This window comes from Thalassospira sp. UBA848 (genome assembly GCF_002295455.1).
Classification (GTDB): Bacteria; Pseudomonadota; Alphaproteobacteria; order Rhodospirillales; family Thalassospiraceae; genus Thalassospira.
In genome coordinates, this window is the sequence record NZ_DBGS01000109.1 from 16,490 (window position 1) to 35,880 (window position 19,391).

General features: G+C 54.4%; 18 protein-coding genes. 3 read left to right on the forward strand and 15 right to left on the reverse strand.

From position 1 onward, the window contains the following. The 8 genes from B2R48_RS15010 to B2R48_RS15045 form a co-directional block, all read right to left on the reverse strand. A partial coding sequence (locus B2R48_RS15010) for a methylated-DNA--[protein]-cysteine S-methyltransferase (RefSeq protein WP_297001984.1) occupies positions 1–446 on the reverse strand: 446 nt, incomplete at its 3' end. Positions 447–448: 2 nt separating this feature from the next. Beyond that, positions 449–1,963, reverse strand: a complete 1,515-nt coding sequence (locus B2R48_RS15015; protein ID WP_297001987.1) for a DNA-3-methyladenine glycosylase 2 family protein — start codon at positions 1,961–1,963, stop codon at positions 449–451. Positions 1,964–2,159: 196 nt separating this feature from the next. Further along, positions 2,160–3,008: a fumarylacetoacetate hydrolase family protein gene (locus B2R48_RS15020; protein ID WP_297001990.1), complete on the reverse strand. Its 849-nt coding sequence runs from the start codon at positions 3,006–3,008 to the stop codon at positions 2,160–2,162. A 35-nt stretch (positions 3,009–3,043) separates the two neighbouring features. Then, positions 3,044–4,654 (reverse strand): GMC family oxidoreductase, encoded by a 1,611-nt coding sequence (locus tag B2R48_RS15025; protein WP_297001994.1) that lies wholly within the window; start codon positions 4,652–4,654, stop codon positions 3,044–3,046. A gap of 22 nt (positions 4,655–4,676) precedes the next feature. Continuing rightward, the gene (locus B2R48_RS15030; RefSeq protein WP_297001996.1) at positions 4,677–6,005 is read right to left on the reverse strand and encodes a TRAP transporter large permease; all 1,329 of its coding nucleotides are present in this window, start codon (positions 6,003–6,005) and stop codon (positions 4,677–4,679) included. After that, the gene (locus B2R48_RS15035) at positions 5,998–6,597 is read right to left on the reverse strand and encodes a TRAP transporter small permease subunit (RefSeq protein ID WP_297001999.1); all 600 of its coding nucleotides are present in this window, start codon (positions 6,595–6,597) and stop codon (positions 5,998–6,000) included. Before B2R48_RS15035 ends, B2R48_RS15030 begins: the two co-directional genes overlap by 8 nt. A 77-nt stretch (positions 6,598–6,674) precedes the next feature. Then, positions 6,675–7,691 (reverse strand): TRAP transporter substrate-binding protein, encoded by a 1,017-nt coding sequence (locus B2R48_RS15040; RefSeq protein WP_213474489.1) that lies wholly within the window; start codon positions 7,689–7,691, stop codon positions 6,675–6,677. Between the two features lie 86 nt (positions 7,692–7,777). Then, on the reverse strand, positions 7,778–8,815 hold the full coding sequence (locus B2R48_RS15045) for a C-terminal binding protein (RefSeq protein WP_297002002.1): 1,038 nt from the start codon (positions 8,813–8,815) through the stop codon (positions 7,778–7,780). Between the two features lie 178 nt (positions 8,816–8,993). Here B2R48_RS15045 and B2R48_RS15050 point away from each other — a divergent pair, with 178 nt between their 5' ends. Beyond that, positions 8,994–9,689, forward strand: coding sequence for a GntR family transcriptional regulator (locus tag B2R48_RS15050; RefSeq protein WP_297002006.1), 696 nt, complete (start codon positions 8,994–8,996; stop codon positions 9,687–9,689). Positions 9,690–9,775: 86 nt separating this feature from the next. Here B2R48_RS15050 and B2R48_RS15055 read toward each other — a convergent pair whose 3' ends face one another. The 3 genes from B2R48_RS15055 to prfB form a co-directional block, all read right to left on the reverse strand. Next, positions 9,776–10,381 carry a nucleoside deaminase gene (locus tag B2R48_RS15055; RefSeq protein ID WP_297002009.1) on the reverse strand — a complete coding sequence of 202 codons (606 nt, stop codon included), beginning with the start codon at positions 10,379–10,381 and terminating at the stop codon, positions 9,776–9,778. Positions 10,382–10,499: 118 nt separating this feature from the next. Further along, positions 10,500–10,754 (reverse strand): hypothetical protein, encoded by a 255-nt coding sequence (locus tag B2R48_RS15060; RefSeq protein ID WP_213474485.1) that lies wholly within the window; start codon positions 10,752–10,754, stop codon positions 10,500–10,502. 253 nt (positions 10,755–11,007) lie between these two features. After that, positions 11,008–12,136, reverse strand: a protein-coding gene (gene prfB / locus B2R48_RS15065) for a peptide chain release factor 2 (RefSeq protein WP_114129891.1) whose coding sequence is annotated in 2 segments (ribosomal slippage) — positions 11,008–12,066 and positions 12,068–12,136 — 1,128 coding nt in all. Because the reading frame shifts where the segments join, the coding sequence is not laid out codon by codon here. 39 nt (positions 12,137–12,175) lie between these two features. On the opposite strand from prfB, the gene B2R48_RS15070 reads away from it, so the two are divergent. After that, the gene (locus B2R48_RS15070) at positions 12,176–12,319 is read left to right on the forward strand and encodes a hypothetical protein (RefSeq protein WP_297002016.1); all 144 of its coding nucleotides are present in this window, start codon (positions 12,176–12,178) and stop codon (positions 12,317–12,319) included. Here the strand turns inward: B2R48_RS15070 and B2R48_RS15075 are convergent. From B2R48_RS15075 to B2R48_RS15090, 4 genes are all read right to left on the reverse strand, one after another. Next, positions 12,310–13,278, reverse strand: a complete 969-nt coding sequence (locus tag B2R48_RS15075; protein ID WP_349676148.1) for an alkaline phosphatase D family protein — start codon at positions 13,276–13,278, stop codon at positions 12,310–12,312. The two genes, B2R48_RS15070 and B2R48_RS15075, sit on opposite strands and share 10 nt — an antisense overlap. Continuing rightward, positions 13,275–13,880 (reverse strand): alkaline phosphatase D family protein, encoded by a 606-nt coding sequence (locus B2R48_RS15080; protein WP_297002019.1) that lies wholly within the window; start codon positions 13,878–13,880, stop codon positions 13,275–13,277. The genes B2R48_RS15075 and B2R48_RS15080 overlap by 4 nt, the downstream gene beginning before the upstream one ends. Before the next feature lie 258 nt (positions 13,881–14,138). After that, entirely contained in the window at positions 14,139–16,562 is a 2,424-nt protein-coding gene (locus B2R48_RS15085) for a penicillin-binding protein 1A (RefSeq protein ID WP_297002021.1), read from the reverse strand. A gap of 264 nt (positions 16,563–16,826) precedes the next feature. Next, entirely contained in the window at positions 16,827–18,080 is a 1,254-nt protein-coding gene (locus B2R48_RS15090; RefSeq protein ID WP_297002024.1) for an N-acetylmuramoyl-L-alanine amidase, read from the reverse strand. 682 nt (positions 18,081–18,762) lie between these two features. On the opposite strand from B2R48_RS15090, the gene B2R48_RS15095 reads away from it, so the two are divergent. Beyond that, a partial coding sequence (locus B2R48_RS15095) for a S1 RNA-binding domain-containing protein (protein ID WP_297002027.1) occupies positions 18,763–19,391 on the forward strand: 629 nt, incomplete at its 3' end.

The following is a 19,391-nucleotide window of genomic DNA, read 5'->3' on the forward strand; positions in this document are numbered from 1 at the left end:
GTCAGGGTACCGTTTGATCCGATCACCCGATGGCACGGCACAATAATCGATACCGGGTTAAGCGCATTGGCCCGCGCCACCGCCCGAACCGCCTTGGGGTTGCCCAACTGATCGGCCAGCCGGGCGTAAGAGACGCTTTTGCCACTCGGTATCGTGATCAGGGCATCCCAAACCGATTTCTGAAACGCGGTACCGACCATATTGATCGCATCTGTTGGCAAAGCCCTGACAGTGCCTGCGAAGTAGTCATCCAGCCACTTGATCACCGCTGCGGGTGCTTGCCCGCCTTCTTGCCATTCAAGGTCTTTGAAACGCCGGTTTTGAATGATGTGTAGTCGGTCGTCATTGTCTTCGAAATCAAGATGCACCAGCTTGCAACCAATGCTCGCAAGCGAGAGTTCCCCGATTGGGCTGGCATAACGTACGACGTTGATTTGGGTTGTCATCGTCATTCTCCTTCCAAAGCGGACCAAAGATACTGTGCGGCATAGGCCCGCCATGGCCGCCAGTTTTCCGAAACGGTTTCGAGCGCCTTGGCCTTGTCCGGACCACCGCCCATACTTGACGCCTTAAGGATGCCAAGATCGGCTGCGGGGAAGGCATCCGGGTCACCAAGTCCGCGCAGGCCAAAATAGTTCAAGGTCCAGGGGCCAATGCCCTTGATCGCGGTCATGGCGGCAATCAGTTCATCTGCGGACATCTGATCACAATCAGGTCTGGCAAACAGATCAATCACATCGGCAAGGGTTTGCGCCCGGCGCGTGGTCAGTCCAATCGGGATCAATTCCTGCCTGATCAGGCTTTGAGGTGTCGGAAACACATGTGTGATACCTGTTCCCGTCACAAGATCATCGGGCAATGCATCGCCAAAACGTGCGACCAGCCGCCCGGCCAGGGTGCGCGCCGCCGCCACCGAGACCTGTTGTCCCAGAACGGCGCGCAGTGCTAATTCGAACCTCTCCCAGCATCCCGGCACACGAAGGCCGGGACGTTTCTTCACCAAAGGTGCAAGCAACACGTCCTTGGCAAATTGCGCGGTAATGGAGGGCACATCAGCATCAAGATCAAATAACCTTCTGACCCGTGCGCCAATTTCAAGCACCGCTTCACGCCCCGGACCACGCAGAATGACATCCACACCACTTTGATCCGTACTGAAATGACAGATCATCAACCCGACCTGTCCATCAATCTTGAAACCGCGCACATATGTCCGTTCACGGACCGTTTCCAAACCGGGAATGGCGCGGGCGCGGAAGAAGGCCAAAAGATACTCGGCATCAAACGGTTGGCGGGCACGAAGTCGCAAAATCAAATCGTCACGTCGCGCCGCAAACGGATCATCCACTTTTGCCGGTTTCTGCGTGCTGGTTTTGATTCCCCGTCGAAAGGCCGTCGGTGCCTGTCCATAGGCCTGTTTCATCGCATCGTTGAAACGCCGCAAACTGCCAAACCCGGCAATATCAGCGATTTCAGTCATGGTCAGGTTGCTATCAACAATCAACTGCCGCGCACGGAGCAGTCGCCGCGCCTTGGCGTGTTCCTGCGGGGTGACGCCGGTATGATCCCTGAATATTCGCCGCAAATGCCGGTCGCCAACGCCAAGTCGATCCGCCAGATCGGCAATCGATCCATTTTCAAGCGCGCCCTGATCAATCAGACGCACCGCACGGGCAACAGTTGCGTGCACCCCGGCACTGGCCGGACTGCCCGGTGCGGCTTCGGGACGGCAGCGCAGGCATGGGCGAAACCCATGGGCTATCGCGGCCTCGGCACTTGGGTAAAATTCCACATTGTCGCGCTTGGGCGTGACGGCCGGGCAAATCGGGCGACAGAAAATCCCGGTGGTCCGCACAGCAGTATAAAACCGCCCGTCAAACCGACGGTCCCGAGTTTTGAGTGCCTGATAGCAAATATCGTTATTGAGCTGTTCCATACCCGACAGTTTAGCAGAATTGATCAACAAAACTCGCCAGATTCGGACTCAGACGTGAGATCGAAGGAATTGAAGGGCCCGAACTCAAGTGACTATCGGTGTTGGTTTCAGTGTCCCGACTGAATCAACATTTACATCCATTCGGTCACAGCAGGGGATTGGACGTCACTGGCCTGATGAAAACAGACCAGTGACGCACCTCGTACACTTCAGAAACAAGTCGTCACTGTTGGTTTGCTACAACGGTCTGACGCTGAGAGCCAAGCCCCTCGACAGATAGTTCGACGACATCTCCTGCGTTTAAAAATCGCTGGGGTGCGAGCCCCATACCAACACCTTCGGGCGTACCGGTCGCGATGATATCGCCCGGCATCAGACGCATGAATCCCGACATATAGGATATGATTTCAGCCACGGAGAAAATCATATCAGCAGTCGTGCTGTTCTGCACAGTTTCGCCGTTTACAGAAAGACGCAGGCTCAGGTTTTGAGGGTCACCGGCTTCATCAGGGGTAACCAGCCATGGGCCCAGCGGGCCGAAATTTGGTGATGATTTCCCCTTGATCCATTGTCCACCGCGTTCGATCTGATAGGCGCGCTCGCTAACATCGTTGATGGTGGCAAAGCCTGCCACGTAATCAAGTGCGTCGTCTTCGCTGACATAGCTGCAGGGACGGCCAATGATGATGCCCAGTTCAACTTCCCAGTCTGTTTTGACCGAACCGCGCGGCAAAATGATCGGGTCATTCGGCCCACAAATGGACGATGTCGATTTTGAAAAAAGCACCGGTTCTTTTGGTTCGGGATTGTTGGTTTCGCGGGCATGGCGGGCATAGTTCAATCCCACCGCATAAAAATTGCGCGCCGCGCCAACGCACGGGCCGATACGGGTTTGCGGATCAACAACTGGCAAATCAGACAGATCACGATCCGCCAAAGCCGTCAGCTCTTCGCAGGTCACAGTATCGGGAGTGAAATCGGCAATCAAAGCGGAAAGATCGCGAATGTTCCCTTCCTGATCAAGGCATCCGGGCTTTTCACGCCCGATCGGTCCGTAGCGAAGAAACTTCATTATTAAGTCCTTTCAAAAATGTTCTTTCAATTGGGCTATGAGGCAGAGCGCAGGATCATGTCGGCGGCTTTTTCCGCGATCATCACCACCGGCGAGGCGGTGTTACCCGATACAATGCGCGGCATGATGGAGGCATCAACAATGCGCAAACCGGTTACACCGCGCACCCGCAATTGCGGATCTACCACCGCCGCGTCATCAATCCCCATCCGGCAAGTGCCAACCGGATGGAATATGGTTGTGCCGATATCGCCAGCGGCACGCGCCAGATCGGCATCATCAATGATGTCGGCACCGGGCAGATCTTCGTGCGGGGCATATTTTTTCAATGCCGGCATGGTCATTAATTCCCGCGCCTGACGCAGTGCGCGAAGCGCGACATCAATGTCGCGACTTGCGCTAAGATAGCGCGGGGAAATGTCGGGATGTGCAGATGGTCCGTCGGACGATATATGGGTGGAGCCGCGGCTGTCTGGGCGCAGATTACATACAGATACCGTAACAGCCGGATACGGATGAAGCGGGTCTCCGAGCTTGTCCGTGGACAGAGGTTGAATATGATATTCAAGATCAGGTGTCTCGATTTCAGGACTGCTTTTGGTGAAGATTCCAAACTGGCTGGGAGCCATGGACAGCGGGCCAGATCGGCTCCAGAGATAACTTGCGCCCATGCTCATTTTCCCCAACCAGGAATTGGCGATCTGATTAAGCGTGCGGGCATTTTCAACGCGAAAAATCATCCGGAGCTGGAGGTGATCCTGCAAGTTTTCACCGACATCAGGCATGTCACGATGCACCGCAATACCCGCATTTTTAAGACGTTCACCCTGCCCGAGCCCTGATGCTTCGAGCAATGCCGGCGAATGAATTGCACCAGCAGCAAGAATAATCTCTGCTTTGGCTGATGCTTGAACGGACACACCGTTTTGTCGAATAGTCACAGCATTCGCGCGGCCGTCCTCAAACGTGATTGCCTCGACATGTGTGTGGGTTAAAAGGCGCAGATTGTGGCGCTTCAGAGCGGGTTTGAGAAAGGCCCGTGCAGCACTCCATCGGCGACCACCATTCTGGTTGACCTCGAAATAGCCGGCCCCCTCGTTGTCACCGCTGTTGAAATCATCGGTCGGTGGCACACCCATTTCCTGTGCGGCGCGCTGAAAGTCATCAAGCAGATCCCATTTGAGACGCTGGCGGGCAACTTTCCATTCGCCACCCTGCCCGTGCATCTTGCCATCACCACCGGGTCGGTCCTCGGAGCGGACGAAATACGGAAGCACATCATCCCAGCCCCAACCGGTATTTCCCATCTGTGCCCAGCCGTCATAATCGGCGGCCTGACCACGCATATAGATCATGCCGTTGATCGAACTGCATCCCCCCAGAACCTTGCCACGCGGATAGGCCAGTTGGCGACCGTTCAGACCCGCTTCGGTGGTGGTTTTCATCATCCAGTCGGTGCGTGGATTGCCCATGCAGTAAAGATAGCCGACAGGAATGTGGATCCATGGATAGGTGTCTTTCCCGCCCGCCTCGATCAACAGAACGCGGTTGGCCGGGTTCTCGCTCAACCGGTTTGCCAGTACGCACCCCGCCGTGCCTGCACCAATGATAATATAATCGTACTCGCCGTCTAAATTACGGTTCATGTCGGTACCTGGAAATGTTGTGCTAGTGAATTGCGATTGCCGGGAATAGGACAAGCAGGCCGACGGCCAGCACCTGAAGGCAAATGAACGGCGCAAGCGATTTGAATATCTCGCCAAGGGTGATGTCGGGCGGCGTCACGCTTTTTAAATAGAATGCGGCAGGCCCGAAAGGCGGCGTGAGGAATGAAACCTGCATGTTCATGGCAAACAGCACACCGAACCAGACCGGATCGTAACCAAGCTCCAGAATGATTGGGACGAAAATGGGCATAGTCAAAAGTGCGATGCCCACCCAGTCGAGAAACATGCCGAGGATAAAGAGGATCAGCATCATGAACAGGATAATGATCATCGGCTCGTTTGAAATGCCGGTAATCAGCTGCGAAACAAAGCGAATGCCGCCCATCAGGTTGTAAACGCCAACCAGTGCACTTGCGCCAATGCCAATCCACATGATCATGCCGACAGTTGCCAATGTATGCAGGGCTGCATCAAGCAGTATCCTAAACGAGAATTCCCGACGCAGGATCGTTGAAACGATGACACCTGCAACGCCAATCGCCGATGCCTCGGTCACTGACGCAATGCCGCCGTAAATTGACCCAAGAACGACAAACACCACCAGCAAGGGCAAAACAAGACCACGCAATAGCGGCAAGTTATCGCGGAACGAGACGCGCTCTTTGGGCGGGGGCGGTGCGGCGTTCGGATCAAGATAGGAACGCAGTAGAATATAGGCGATATAAAGCCCCGCCAGCATGAAGCCCGGTACAAAGGCGGCGGTAAAAAGATCGCCGACCGAAACATTGGCGGTCAGGCCATAAATAATCAGGACGATGGATGGCGGAACCATTGTGCCAAGCGACCCGCCAGCGCAGACCACACCAATTGCCAGACGCCGGTTGTAGCCAAGGCGCAGCATCTGTGGCAGGGCGACAAGGCCAAGCAGCACGATTTCACCACCAATAATGCCGCTCATTGCCGCAAGAATGACGGCCACGAAAATCGTCTGGACAGCAACGCCGCCGCGCAGGCGACCGCCAACAAGTTTCATCGCGTCAAACAAGTCACGCGCAATGCCCGACCGGTCAAGGATGGCCGCCATCAGCACGAACATCGGTACCGACACAAACACAAAGGATGACACGAAGCTGTAGACACGGCTGGTGATCAACGGCACGGAACTTGGCCCAAACCAGCCCACCGCAAAGATCAGTGCGACAAGGAGTGTCACCATGGCCAATGGCGTTCCGGTCAGTAACAGTACGACCAGAAGGGCAAACATCAGCAATGTTCCCCAGCCGATCCCCAACGCCTTGAGGTTCAGTCCAAGATCAAGAAGGTCAAACATCGTCATGCCCTTTTGGCGCTTTGCAGCCACGTGCGTAATTGAAAGTCAGGATGAGAAACTGGAGGCTCATGGCAACGAGCACGCAGAACAGGAATATTTTCAGCACTGCAGGTGCTGGCGAGTTCCAGGCGCTTCCGGTGGTTTCCAGAAAGAAGCTGCCATCGGGACGAAACATCGCCTTTTTAACCATCAGCCACGAGGCCCATGCGAAGAACAGGCTGGCCCCAAGACAGGCGATCGAAATGACCACGTCGAGCAAATGACGCAGGGACGCTCTGACAACATCATAAATCAGGACAACGCGGATATGCGTGTTGCGTGCGACACAGTAAAGCCCGCCAAAGATAAAGGTGACGGCACTTAGAAATATGGATGTCTCATGCGCCCATATTGTCGGTCGGTTGAACACATAGCGCAGAAAAACCTCCATCACGAGGATCGCCATCGCAGCAAGGATACATACGGTAAATCCGCGTGCTGCAACCGTTATGGCGCGTCCGAGCCATCCGGCTTCGGACAGGGCTTCTTGATTGGAGAGACTGGTTTGCGGCACATCAGGTGCCATAGGGGTATCGTCGAGGCGCTCGGACATGGCGGGCCAATCGTTTCAAGCGGAGTAATGATCGGAAGGGATATCCGGGTGCGATCAACGCACCCGGAAGATTTGCGTCAGTCCAGCAGACCTTGCGATTCCAGATATTCAGTCAGCAAGTCATAGACCTTTTGCGCATTTTCAGATTGCGCAGCGACTTTTGACCATTGATCCATTGCAATGGTGCGGAACTTTGCGCGTTCCTCGGCCGACCAGTTGTGAACTGTAATCGACGGATCTGCTTTTGCCTCGGCCACAGCTTTCAGATCATTCATTGACAACTGGGCCACAGCATCCTGGGCAAAGTCGCGTACGGAAACCGTCATGATTTCCTGCAGGTCTTCTGGCATTGCGTTCCATGTGTCGAGGTTCATCGCAACCTCAACCAACGGCATGGAATGAAAACCCGGATAGACCGGATGGACACCGACTTTGTGCAGACCTTGCTGGTGGTTAGTTGAAAACACCGTAGAGTCAGCCGCATCAATCACACCCTTATCAAGGGATGTGTAGACCTCAGAATACGGCAGGTTCACCGGTACGGCACCCGCAGCAGCAAAGACTTCTTGAATGAGGCCTTCGGGCGCACGCACTTTCAGGCCCTTGAGATCGGCAACGCCATCAAGCGGGCGGTCAGACACAAAGCCTTCCAGGCCGGTTGTCGTCGCGCCGACAAAATGTAACCCGTAAGGTCCTTCAAGCTCATTCATCAACTCATAGCCACCGCCATAGTTGATGAAGCGGAACATTTCATCTGGCGATGCCCATGCGCCGATTGGGTTGGCAATAAGGCCAAATGCCGGGTCTTTGCCGGAAAAATAGCTTACATCCGTGATGTGGCCATCCAGAATACCGCTGCCAACGGCTTCCTGTGTTTCGCTGTAATCAACGACCGAGCCGACGGGCAGAAGTTCGATGGCAATGCGCCCGCCCGACATTTTATTGACGCGCTCGGTCCATTCTTTTTGAATGGCAAAGTTGGGGTTCCCGGCGGGGTCAACCGACTGGAATGTAAGATCAAACTCCTGTGCAGCAACCGTGGTACTGCCGAGCATGAGCGCAGCAAACGCCAGGCTGAGATTTAATCGTTTCATGGTTTTTCCTCCCTGATTGAAGCATGTTTCCGTGATCCCATGCCTTTGGACCTTTTCGTAAATTGGACGTCGTGCCCTGCACGAGTTCAGGCCACGCTGCGCTCCCGGTTCTGTGCCGGTGCGTTGACAAGATTGCGCAGCGTACCATCGCGCAGGTACAGCATCGCGGTTTCAACCGAAAGACGGCGCGCATCCGCCACACTTTCGGGGCTCGACCATGCTGCGTGCGGGGTTAGAAACAGCCGTTCCCCAACAATCGGATCCTTGCCATTGGCATAGGCAATAGCAATTGCGTCTTCGGGTGCAGGCGGTTCTGTGGGCAGCACATCAATACCGGCACCAGCAATCGTACCGTTACGCAAGGCATCAAGCAGCGCATCGATGTCGATAATTGCCCCGCGTGCCGTGTTGATCAGCAGTGCATGGGGCTGCATCATGGCCAACCGTTCAGCATTGATCATCTGGTGGCTTTCATCTGTGAGCGGACAGTGCAGGCTGACAACATCACTTTCGGCCAGAAGGTCCTCGAGGCGATCACAGCGGTCAACACCGGCGGCAATTTCCGTACCCCGGGAAACCAGCGGATCATAAGCCAGAACGCGCATGCCAAACGCCTTTGCGCGAAGTGCCGCAGCAATACCGATACGCCCAAGACCAACAACACCGAATGTTTTTCCGCGAAGCCTGCCCAGCAGCGGGGCACGGGCATGGTCAAACCCGCCACGCGGCGATTCCATCAGATTTCTGTGATAAGACCCGATACCACGGCGCATCGTCAGCATCAGTGCAATCGCATGATCAGCCACTTCACTTGTGCCATAGTCAGGGGTGTTACACACAGGAATGCCAGCTTCGGCCGCAGCATCCAGATCGATATGATCAAAGCCGACACCAGCACGTACGATCACCTTGCAGCGATCAAGTTTTTCAATCACTGCGCGGTTCACGGGCATTTCATGCCATACCACCATCGCATCGCATGCGCCCAGCACATCGGCAGGAATATTGTCTGGCGACCGTTCGCGATAAATATCCCAGTCGACCTGATCACCTGACGTGCGGCGTTCTATCAGCGCGTCATCTGGGTATTGAGCATCGGGGGTGAGCAGGCGAAAACGGGACATTAGGACCTCTTGAGTGTTCGTCGAAAATAGGCTTCATCAAAATTGCCATTCTAGAATTCTAGAATTTTAATGACTTGTCAACAGGGATTGTTTGGTGTTTTATAGCCGAGCAAAATCAGGGGATTGATGGCAATTGATGCCATCACTGGGGTAATCAGAGAATGTGAAGGAGAGTACCGTGTCGCTCACTCAAGAGGCTTGTGAACGACTTCGCGATGCGATTGTGTCGGGCAAGTTTGATTTTGGTGAACGGCTGTCCGAGGAGCAAATTGCCCGTGCGCTTGGCATGAGCAAGGCGCCCGTACGTGCGGCTTTCACAGACCTGCGCGACATGGGCCTGGTCAGCATCGTCCCGCAGGCCGGGACATATGTTTTTACGCCCACGCCCGAGGAAGTCAAAGAGATGAGCCATTTTCGCGCGATGTTGGAGCGGGAGGCACTTGGAAGCGCTCTGACATGCGATCCCGACGGTCTGGTGCAAGGTCTATCAGCAGCGATTGTACAAATGCAGCATGCAATAGATGCCCAGGATTTCCGGCTCTACAGCCGCGCTGACAGCGCGTATCACCGTGTAATTCTGCAACATGCAGGCAACCGCTATCTGGAAAAAGCCTATGATCTGACCGCAACCGCGCTGGGAGCCCTTCGGGCCCACTTGCAATCGGGTGAAGGGGATTTCTGGCAACGTTCCTTTGCCGAACACACACAGATGCGCGACCTGATGGAAAAAGGCCATTTCGATGATGCCCAGGCCTTGCTTGAGGAACACATCCTGGTGATCAACCGGTCGATTTCTCTGCCGTCGGCTAACATCAACCAGCGCACCAGAAGTCGCCGAAGGTCTGATGAAGAATATGCATCCTTGCTGTCGTAACCGCGTCTCTACGCTGACCGCTAAAACGGTAAAACGATATCAATGCTAGGAGGCTCTGGAATCATATCAGCTGATTGCAACAAGCTTTAGTTTAGCGGGATGTCGTTTTCGGCCTTGCCGTCCTGATATTTGGCGGACAGGCGGTCATACTCATCTGATATCGCCCTGGCACGTGATTGATAATCCGCCTTCTTGTCCTCTGGCATCTCTGCGACCATGCCCATCATCGAATGGCTGTCCCAGAACGCGTTGGATTTGTTGTATTCGCCGTCTTCAAGGGTGAAGACCTCCTTCATGATTTTCAGATCATGAGGGATGGCGAAGGCATCGCGCGAATCTTCATACGAGAAGAAATAATAGAAATTATCAAACCCCGCCCAGGTGATGGCCGACAAACACATTGAGCACGGCTCGTGCGTGGAAAGGAAAATCAGTTCTGACGTTGCCGGGCGCTGATCAGCCGGGATCTCGTAGAACCGCTTCAGGCAATGGACCTCACCATGCCAGAGCGGGTTTTCGGTTTCATTGTTGGTTTCGGCAATCACAAGCGAAAGGTCATCCTTGCGCAGGATTGCCGCCCCAAACAGCTTGTTGCCATCCGACACGCCTGCACGGGTCTTTGGCAGAATATCGTCTTCAAGCACGGAAAAAAGGCGGTCGAGAATGTTCTGGTCGATCTTGGTATCGGACATGGTGGCGGCCCCGGATGGCGGTAATTCTACATGCTGCCATTTCATCGCGTCCGGGCCGCCAAGCCAACCTGTTTTTCGCTTTAAATCGCGCTAAACAGCGTATCAATCCGATTGACAATCAAAGACCGCGCAATATGCCGTCATTGTCGGGCAGTTGCCGACTTTCCGGCGGTACCGGAATATAGAAATCCCGATCAAGCAATGTGTGGATCGAAATCAGGGTTGGGGATTTGGTATCACGCACCTTGGTAATCAGCGCATGATCAACCGGTGCCATTTCGCGGATCTTGATAACTTCGAAAATCGGACCGTTGGGTGTCGCGAGTTTGAACTGGTCGCCAACCGCGACCGGACCATGGGACTGATGGGCCATTTGGATCTTCCCGTGAGAGTATGGATGTTTGCTCCGCGCAACCTGCCGGTGTCCCGTATTGCCCGGGTGTTTTATTGTGTAAGACAGATCGTGCTTGACCGTACTCTTGCAGAGCTATCCGGCAATTCTGTGACAGAAATAGGATTTTTACGGACAAAACCGATTTTTTTGCCATTTCGGGCCGCTCAAGCAAAAACACCCCGCTGATTTTTCAGCGGGGTGCTTGCAAATTCGCGTGATTGGCAAAGCGTAATCAGTCGATATCTTCGACTTCGCCTGCTGAGCCTGTGACCTTTGCGGCAAGGGCTGCTGCCATGAAGGCATCAAGATCGCCGTTCAGAACGCCCTGGGTATCGGACGTTTCCGTTCCGGTACGCAGGTCCTTGATCATCTGATAAGGCTGCAGGACGTACGATCTGATCTGATGGCCCCAACCGATGTCGGTTTTGCTGTCTTCAACCGCCTGTGCTTCGGCTTCGCGCTTTTGCAGCTCTGCCTCATAAAGACGGGCTTTGAGCATCTTCATGGCCGTTTCACGGTTTTTGTGCTGTGACCGGTCATTCTGACACTGGGCAACAATACCGGTCGGAATATGGGTCATACGCACGGCAGAATCGGTTCTGTTAACGTGCTGACCACCGGCACCCGATGCGCGATAGGTATCGATACGAAGATCCTTGTCCAGGATCTCGATTTCGATATCGTCATCAATCACCGGATAGACCCACACCGACGAGAAGCTGGTATGGCGGCGTGCGGAACTGTCATAAGGCGAAATACGCACCAGACGATGTACGCCCACTTCGTTCTTGAGCCAGCCATAGGCATTGTGACCGCTGATCTTGTAGGTCACCGATTTGATACCGGCTTCCTCACCGTCACTTTCTTCAAGCATTTCGAGCTTGTAGCCCTTGGACTCTGCCCAACGGTAATACATACGCGCGAGCATGGATGCCCAATCCTGCGCCTCTGTCCCGCCGGCACCGGCGTGGATTTCAAGATAGGCGTCATTGGAATCGGCTTCCCCCGAAAGCAGGCTTTCAAGTTCGCGCTTTGCGGCGATCTCGCGGATCGAACGCAGGGCTTCTTCGCCCTCCTCGACCGTCTCGTTATCGCCTTCTGCTTCGCCAAGCTCGATCAGTTCAACACTGTCTTCGAGTTCCTGGGCGAGCTTTTTATAGCCATTGATGGCGTCATCAAGCTGGGTACGTTCACGCATGACTTTCTGCGCATTCGCCGCGTCATCCCAAAGGGTCGGGTCTTCGGCGAGTGTGTTCAGTTCGTCCAGGCGTCTAAGAGCGTTATCCCAGTCAAAGATGCCTCCTCAGCAGTGCCATCGACTGCTTGATTTCATCGACCAATGCCTGTGCTTCGGCGCGCATTGATGTCTCCGTTATTCGTCTGAAAATCTGTTTTACCGCATGGATGATGCGGCAATGTCGGCGTGGCTTATAACAGTTTTTGCCCGGCTTGAAACCCCTGCAACAATGCAAAAACCCGGCACGATTGATGTGCCGGGTTCTGTCATGAAAGTCAAAGCAGACAAAGATTTGGATCAGGAATAAACCGGATCGAGCGTTACAGTGTACAGCTCCTCGTCAGCGACATCGCGAAGCGAAACGCGGAACTGTTCTGTATCGGCATCAATATCCACCAGTCCGAAGAACTGAAGTCCATAGGATGGCGGCAGGTTGATGCCCTGATCCTCGGTCGGGTGTTTTGTGAATTTGACCTGCGGACCGAATGTGTTGTCCATATCATTCGGACCAAAAGTTCCCGCATGCAGCGGACCAGATACGAATTCCCAGAAAGGTTCGAAATCCTGGAAATGTGCCTTGTTCGGGTCATAGTAATGGGCTGCGGTGTAATGTACGTCCGCCGTCAGCCAGACCGTATTGTTGATTTTGGCATTCTTGATGAAACGCAGCAGTTCAACGATTTCAAGCTCACGCCCCGCTGGCGCACCATCACCATTGGCGAGGTTTTCAAACGTGCTTTTGTTTTTCCAGTCATCATAGACAATCATGCCAATCGGCATGTCAGCAGCAATGACTTTCCAGGTCGCCTTTGAATTCAAAAGCCCCCGTTTGAGCCATTCCATCTGCGCACGACCAAGGAAGTCCGTGTTGTCCGTCGGTGACGGGCTGTTATTTGCATCGTTTGTGCCACGATAGGTCCGCATATCAAGGAAGAAGATATCCAGAGACGGCCCGTAGGACACCTTGCGATACACCCGCCCCGGCTCGGATGCATGTTCGGTAATCGGCAGCATTTCACGAAAGGCGCGATTGGCACGTGCAGCCAGCAAAGATGCAGATTTTTCGGTATAACGATCATCGCCCAGCAACATCTCGCCCGGATACCAGTTGTTGGTTACTTCGTGGTCATCCCACTGATAATACACCGGCACCAGACGGTTGAATTCGCGCACATGCTGATCAAGCATGTTGTATTTGTAATTGCCACGGAACTCATCCAGTGTCTCGGCAACCTTGGCGGTGTCTTCGGTGGTGATGTTTTTCAGATTTCGCCGTCTGGTGTTTCCTTGGTCTCGGCAAACGGACCGTCGGCATAGATCGTATCGCCGGAATGGATGAAGAAATCCGGGTTGTGTCTGGCAATCGTCGCATAGGTTTTCATGCCACCACGGTCTTCATCAATACCCCAGCCCTGCCCGCCGGTATCGCCGGACCAGCCAAAACGAATATTGCGCTTCGCTGCCGGTGCTGTACGAAAATGCCCGATAATCGGCTCTGACGATGCGCGCCCGTCATCAAGGTTCTCGAAATGGATCTTGTAAAAAATGTCCTGACCTGCTGGCAGATCTGCAAGGGCAAGCTTACCGGCAAAATCACGTTCTGGCAGCACATCGACATGTGGAATACGCAACGATTTCTTAAAGCCTTCGGTGGTTGCGATTTCAGTCACCATGCGCGACGCACGATCCGCACGCCCCCAGATGCACGCAGTGCTTTGGGTGACATCACCACTTTGAACGCCGTGTATCGTAATCGGACGGTCCGTTGCACGTGAAATCGACGGCATAACGAAACCACCCATTGCCGTTGCGGCACCTGCAGTCGCACTGCGGGTCAAAAACTTTCGGCGGGAAAGACGAAAAGTCATCACAAGAACCTCTTCAGGGTATGAAACAATACATTGAAGATCATGACAAAATCCGATGACACGCCGATGTCAGTGTCTTGATTGTTTTGTCACGCTTTGATGACTCAACAGGTTTGTAAAAAGACCCAAGCGAAAACAAAATCATTCGGATGAACCTGTCACTGAACGAAAAAAGCCGGATGCTGATCACATCCGGCTTTCATCATGTATTGTCTGCAAACCCGACAAGGGTTGGCAGGGTCGGCTCAAGCAAGCAGGTTAGTAGATACCACCCGGCCCGGCGACCGAACCGCCGCTGCTGTCTGATCCACCCGAACCGCTATATCCGCCATCAATAACATTGTCGTTTGATGCCGGGATCGTGCCGGGTTTGAAGGCCTCCCAAATCACGTCCTGATCGCCCGGACGGGCCGGAAGACCGGTGCGTGCTTCAACACGAACCATGCGAATGCCCGGTGGGGTTCGGAACGGGATGGCTTTGGTGCCCTCAAGTGCGCCGCGCATGAATTCCTTCCAGATCGGCGCGGCAGCACTGGCGCCCTGTTCCTTGTCACCAAGGGATCGGTTGTCATCAAAGCCGACATAAACGCCAACGGCCAAATCCGGCGAGAACCCGACAAACCACGCATCGCGCGAATCATTGGTTGTGCCAGTCTTGCCCGCCAGCGGATAGCCAAGCTCTGCGATGCGGCGACCGGTCCCGCGTGAAATGACACCTTCCATAATGTGAACCATCTGGAATGCGCTGGCCGGATCGGTCAGTTGTTCGCGGGTATCTGGCAGATCCGGTGGCATCTGATTGCGGAAGGTCACGTCCTGACACTGCGCGCATTCGCGTTCGTCACGACGGTAAATCACGTTGCCGCGGCGGTCCTGAATACGGTCAATCAGGGTCGGGGTGATATCCTTGCCACCATTGACGAGTTTGGCATATGCCGCGGTCAGGCGCATGACGGTGGTCTCCGCCGCACCAAGCGACATCGACAGAACATCTGGCATTTCATCGACGATGCCAAAGCGTTCCGCGTAATCGACCACCGTCGGCATACCGATGGTTTGCGCCAGACGCACCGTCATAAGGTTACGCGATTTTTCAATCCCCAGACGCATGGTCGAAGGACCATAGAACTTGCCGCTATAGTTGCCCGGCTTCCATTTACCAAGTCCCGGTCCCTGATCAATGACGAACGGGGCATCCAGAACCAGTGTCGAGGGCGTAAAGCCCTGATCAAGGGCCGCAAGATAGACAAACGGCTTGAATGCCGAACCCGGCTGACGGCGGGCCTGTGTCGCACGGTTGAATTTCGACAGGTCATGCGAAAAACCACCGGACATCGCCAATACGCGACCGGTATGCGGATCCATTGCCACCAGACCGCCATTCACATTCGGGATCTGGCGCAGGCCATAGGTGTTTGGCGGCAGTGTTTCGCCATCAAGTTCAGCGAAATGTTTGACGTAGATGACATCACCCGGTTTGAGGACATCGGATGGACGGTTGACGACAGCCCCCAATGTCTGGCCCTTCTGCCAAGGGCGCGCCCACGTCAGGAAGCGTAGTGGAATGCGCCCCTGTTCGCCATTCATCAGGCCCAGTTTTGCCTCGTTGGCATCGGTATCAAGCACCACGGCACGGTCCCACGGGATATCGGTCGGTGTTTCGACCTCGCGCAGGGTCTGTTGCCAGTTGCCCGAAAGGTCGATATTGGTGATCGGGCCACGCCAGCCATGACGACGGTCATATTCGACCAACCCGTCAAACAGGGCTTTGTCCGCAATATCCTGTAAGCGCGGAACGACGGTGGAACGCACCGAAAGGCCACCGTCATACAGCATGCCCTCGCCGTAGCGATCGACAAGCTGGCGACGGACTTCTTCGGCAAAGAAATCGGCCTGATAGGTATCAACCGATTCACGGGTTTTTCCTTCAAGCGGGGATGACCACGCTGCCTGTGCTTCGGCCTCGGTGATGTATTTTTCTTCCAGCATCCGGCCAATCACCCAGTTACGACGTGCCTTGGCTTCGTCGTGGTTGCGCACCGGATGATAGTTTGAAGGCGCCTTTGGCAGAGCGGCAAGATAGGCTGCTTCCTCGACATCAAGTTCATCAAGGGACTTGTCGAAATAGCGCAGCGCCGCTGCGGCCACGCCATAGCTGCCACTGCCGAGATAAATCTCGTTCAAATAAAGTTCGAGAATGTGTTCCTTGGAAAACGCGCGTTCGATCCGGAAGGACAGGATCGCTTCCTTGATCTTGCGCTCATAGGAAACTTCGTTGGTTAAAAGGAAGTTCTTGGCGACCTGCTGGGTGATGGTTGATGCACCGACCGGGCGTTTGCCCGTGCCCATATTGACCACGTTGGTCACAGCCGCCCGCAAGACCGACGCAAAATCGATACCGGGGTGGGAGAAAAAGTTTTTGTCTTCAGCCGCGACAAACGCGTCAATGACCTTGTGCGGAATGGCCGAAATCGGCACGAAGACGCGCTTTTCACGCGCATATTCAGCAATCAGCGCCCCGTCTGATGCATGCACACGTGTCATGACCTCGGGTTCGTAATTTTCAAGCTGGGTGTAATCGGGAAGTCCCTGACCAAAATGCCAGAAGATCGCCAGCATACCGGCTCCGCCCGCAACCGCCATCAAGAACAGAAAGCCGAAAATACTAAGTAGAATGCGCATGTAAGCAGGTCTTTTTCATTTTGTTGGCCTGATCCGGTAAGGGGGCATATTCATGCACTCTTCGCGGAAATGCAATGTTCCGGCAGACATTTCGCATGCCCGTGCCGAAAACCCGGATTTGTCCGCATTATAGCGGCAAAATAATGACGAGGTTGTGACAGCCGCCACGCCCGACAAGTTTTTGTGTGAAGACGTCCGCACACAATCGGCTTGCCCGGGTTTTCGGCCATGCTGGCGTCACGCACGGTTATTAAAACCCGGTTCTTAAAACTTGTGTTTCTCGAAATAGATATCAATTGCCCGCATGACGGCCTCGGCAATCTTTTTTCGATGTGCGGGACTTTGCAGCAGCTTGGCGTCTGTTGCGTTTGACAAATATCCCATTTCAAACAGCGCAGACGGGATATCAGGTGCCTTTAGAACCGCAAAACCGGCGAAGCGATGGGTGCGGCGCTGCAGCTCGATGCTTTGGGCAAGCTGGGTAACCATGTTCGCAGCAAGCGTTGCCGACAGGTTCATGGTTTCACGCTGCGCCAGATCGATCAGGATGCTTTGAACCAAAGTGTTTTCATCTGACAGATCAATACCGGCAATAACGTCGGCCTTGTTTTCCTTTGATGCCAGTGCGGCGGCCTCTTTGTCCGATGCGTTTTCCGACAGGGTATAGACCGATGCACCGCGATGCTTGGGATTGCCAATCGAGTCCGCATGCAGGGAAATGAACAGGTCAGCGTTGTTCTTGCGCGCGATGTCCACGCGTTGACGCAACTTAAGGAACACGTCCTTGTCGCGCGTCAACAACACACGATAGCGCCCCGATGCTGTCAAAGTCTCGGCAAGCTGGCGGGCTGCCGCAAGGGTCAGGTCCTTTTCATAGACATTGCCGACCCCGATCGCCCCTGGATCAACCCCGCCATGACCGGCATCAATGGCAATCAACGGCTTTTCATCACCGCCACGGCCCGACTGCACGGCGACATCGACACTTTGTTCGGTCGCACTCGTGTCATTGCGGCTGCGTGCGGAATAGGCTTCCATGCTTTGGCGCGACGCGGTCAGGAAGGCTTCGCGCTGGGTCGGCTTGAGATCAACCACCAAACGGTTCGGCTTTCCCCCACCAGGAGGCAGCGCAAAAATCTTGGAAACCAGTGAGGGCTGTGCGACGTCCAGAACCACGCGGAACGTACCGGGTTTAAACAGCCCGTAACGCAGACCGGAAATCAACCCACCGCCCGAGGTTACCTTGCCCGGGGGTGCATTCCAGTCGATTTCGGGCATATCTATGATGATACGATACGGATCGGGCAGCAGGAAGTAGGTAAAGTCGACCTCCTGATCAAGATCGATCACAAACCGGGTGTAATCTGGATAAACGCCCAAACGCGCGCCGAGCACCTTGGCAGGTTCGGCCGATGCGGTGGAGGCGATCATCTGTGATGTAAACAGCAACGCAAACAGCACCATCATCGTTCGGACGATCTTGGTAAAGATCGACCGCGACCGGACGGCTTTCGTCATGGAACGTGAATCTGCGTGCTTTGAAGTCATTTGTGGTTTCAGCGCCTGTTAACCTGCAAGAGCATCTGTTAACAGCTTATAGCAACGCGTTGGTTAACGGGCAATTGACCAACACCAGAACTTGTCAGGCATACCTTTCAACTTTCCGCGATGACTGGGGTGAATGGCAGCACTGTAAAAACAGTGTCTTTTCATATATTTGCCGGAAATGAATCGCCAAAAAGAAAATCTCGCGGATTTCTGTGTTTTTTTACGCGTTACAGTCAGAAAGTCGTCACATCGCGCAACAAAACTGTTTGTAGCACACGCATAAAAGAGATATGTTGCTCGCGAGATTCCTAATAGCTTTGTGGTAAGCAACCAAAATGCCACCAGGCTGAGGACGCGACGAGTGCAGTTCTTACGGTCGGTGTCTCGGTGACGCGGCAATTCCCGCTCCCGATAGAGCCCTCCTCAAAAAGGCTGTCTTGGCGCGCTCGAAAAGACACGCAATCTAATTCTTTTGTTTCAACACCAAAACCAGGTCCAACCGGAAGAGCAGCCGACACGCGATGACCCAGATACATACAGGACATATCGCGACCTTTATGGGCGGCGCCTCCGGATACGCCGGTTTGTTTGCATATCAGCGCAATTGCGCCCATAGCATTGAACTGGCGGGGCCCACAGGAACAGGTTCCGAATGGTCAAACGCATGCTTATCGATGCAACGCACGCGGAAGAAAGCCGCGTCGTTGTTATTCATGGAAATCGCCTAGAAGAATACGACGTCGAAACTTCGACGAAAAAACAAATCAAGGGTAATATCTATCTTGCGAAAGTCACGCGGGTAGAACCGTCGCTTCAGGCGGCCTTCGTTGACTATGGCGGGAACCGTCATGGTTTCCTTGCGTTTAGCGAAATCCACTCCGACTATTATCAAATTCCGGTTGCCGACCGCGAAGCGATTGCGCAGGGCCATGCCCAAAGCAACGCACAGGTCAAGGACGCCGAAATCGTCGAAGACAATATCGGCGATGGCGACGACAGCCAGAAAAAAGAAAAGAAACCGTCCCGTTCACGTTCACGCCGCAAACCGCGCACCAAGGACAAGGACGAGGCATCTGACACGCCAAATGCAGAATCCCCGGAAGCAGAAGCATCCACCGATGCCCCTGCCCAGTCCGAGGCCGCGACAGATAACACCAGCTCTGGCGACGAAGAAGACGCCAAGCCGCGTCGCCGTCGCCCACGCAACCGTCGCAAGAAAAGCGATGAGGTCGAAGCATCGGGTTCCAACGCAGAAGAAAATTCGTCAACGGATGGCAACAA

What these genes read in the sequence shown, in the direction of transcription:
- B2R48_RS15090 (WP_297002024.1), bottom strand. Translation starts at nt 18,080, where the DNA reads ATGACGAAAGCCGTCCGGTCGCGGTCGATCTTTACCAAGATCGTCCGA.
- B2R48_RS15080 (WP_297002019.1), bottom strand. Translation starts at nt 13,880, where the DNA reads ATGACTTTTCGTCTTTCCCGCCGAAAGTTTTTGACCCGCAGTGCGACT.
- B2R48_RS15040 (WP_213474489.1), bottom strand. Translation starts at nt 7,691, where the DNA reads ATGAAACGATTAAATCTCAGCCTGGCGTTTGCTGCGCTCATGCTCGGC.
- B2R48_RS15020 (WP_297001990.1), bottom strand. Translation starts at nt 3,008, where the DNA reads ATGAAGTTTCTTCGCTACGGACCGATCGGGCGTGAAAAGCCCGGATGC.
- B2R48_RS15060 (WP_213474485.1), bottom strand. Translation starts at nt 10,754, where the DNA reads ATGGCCCATCAGTCCCATGGTCCGGTCGCGGTTGGCGACCAGTTCAAA.
- B2R48_RS15070 (WP_297002016.1), top strand. Translation starts at nt 12,176, where the DNA reads ATGGATGATGCGGCAATGTCGGCGTGGCTTATAACAGTTTTTGCCCGG.
- B2R48_RS15030 (WP_297001996.1), bottom strand. Translation starts at nt 6,005, where the DNA reads ATGTTTGACCTTCTTGATCTTGGACTGAACCTCAAGGCGTTGGGGATC.
- B2R48_RS15025 (WP_297001994.1), bottom strand. Translation starts at nt 4,654, where the DNA reads ATGAACCGTAATTTAGACGGCGAGTACGATTATATTATCATTGGTGCA.
- B2R48_RS15055 (WP_297002009.1), bottom strand. Translation starts at nt 10,381, where the DNA reads ATGTCCGATACCAAGATCGACCAGAACATTCTCGACCGCCTTTTTTCC.
- B2R48_RS15045 (WP_297002002.1), bottom strand. Translation starts at nt 8,815, where the DNA reads ATGTCCCGTTTTCGCCTGCTCACCCCCGATGCTCAATACCCAGATGAC.
- B2R48_RS15035 (WP_297001999.1), bottom strand. Translation starts at nt 6,597, where the DNA reads ATGTCCGAGCGCCTCGACGATACCCCTATGGCACCTGATGTGCCGCAA.
- B2R48_RS15085 (WP_297002021.1), bottom strand. Translation starts at nt 16,562, where the DNA reads ATGCGCATTCTACTTAGTATTTTCGGCTTTCTGTTCTTGATGGCGGTT.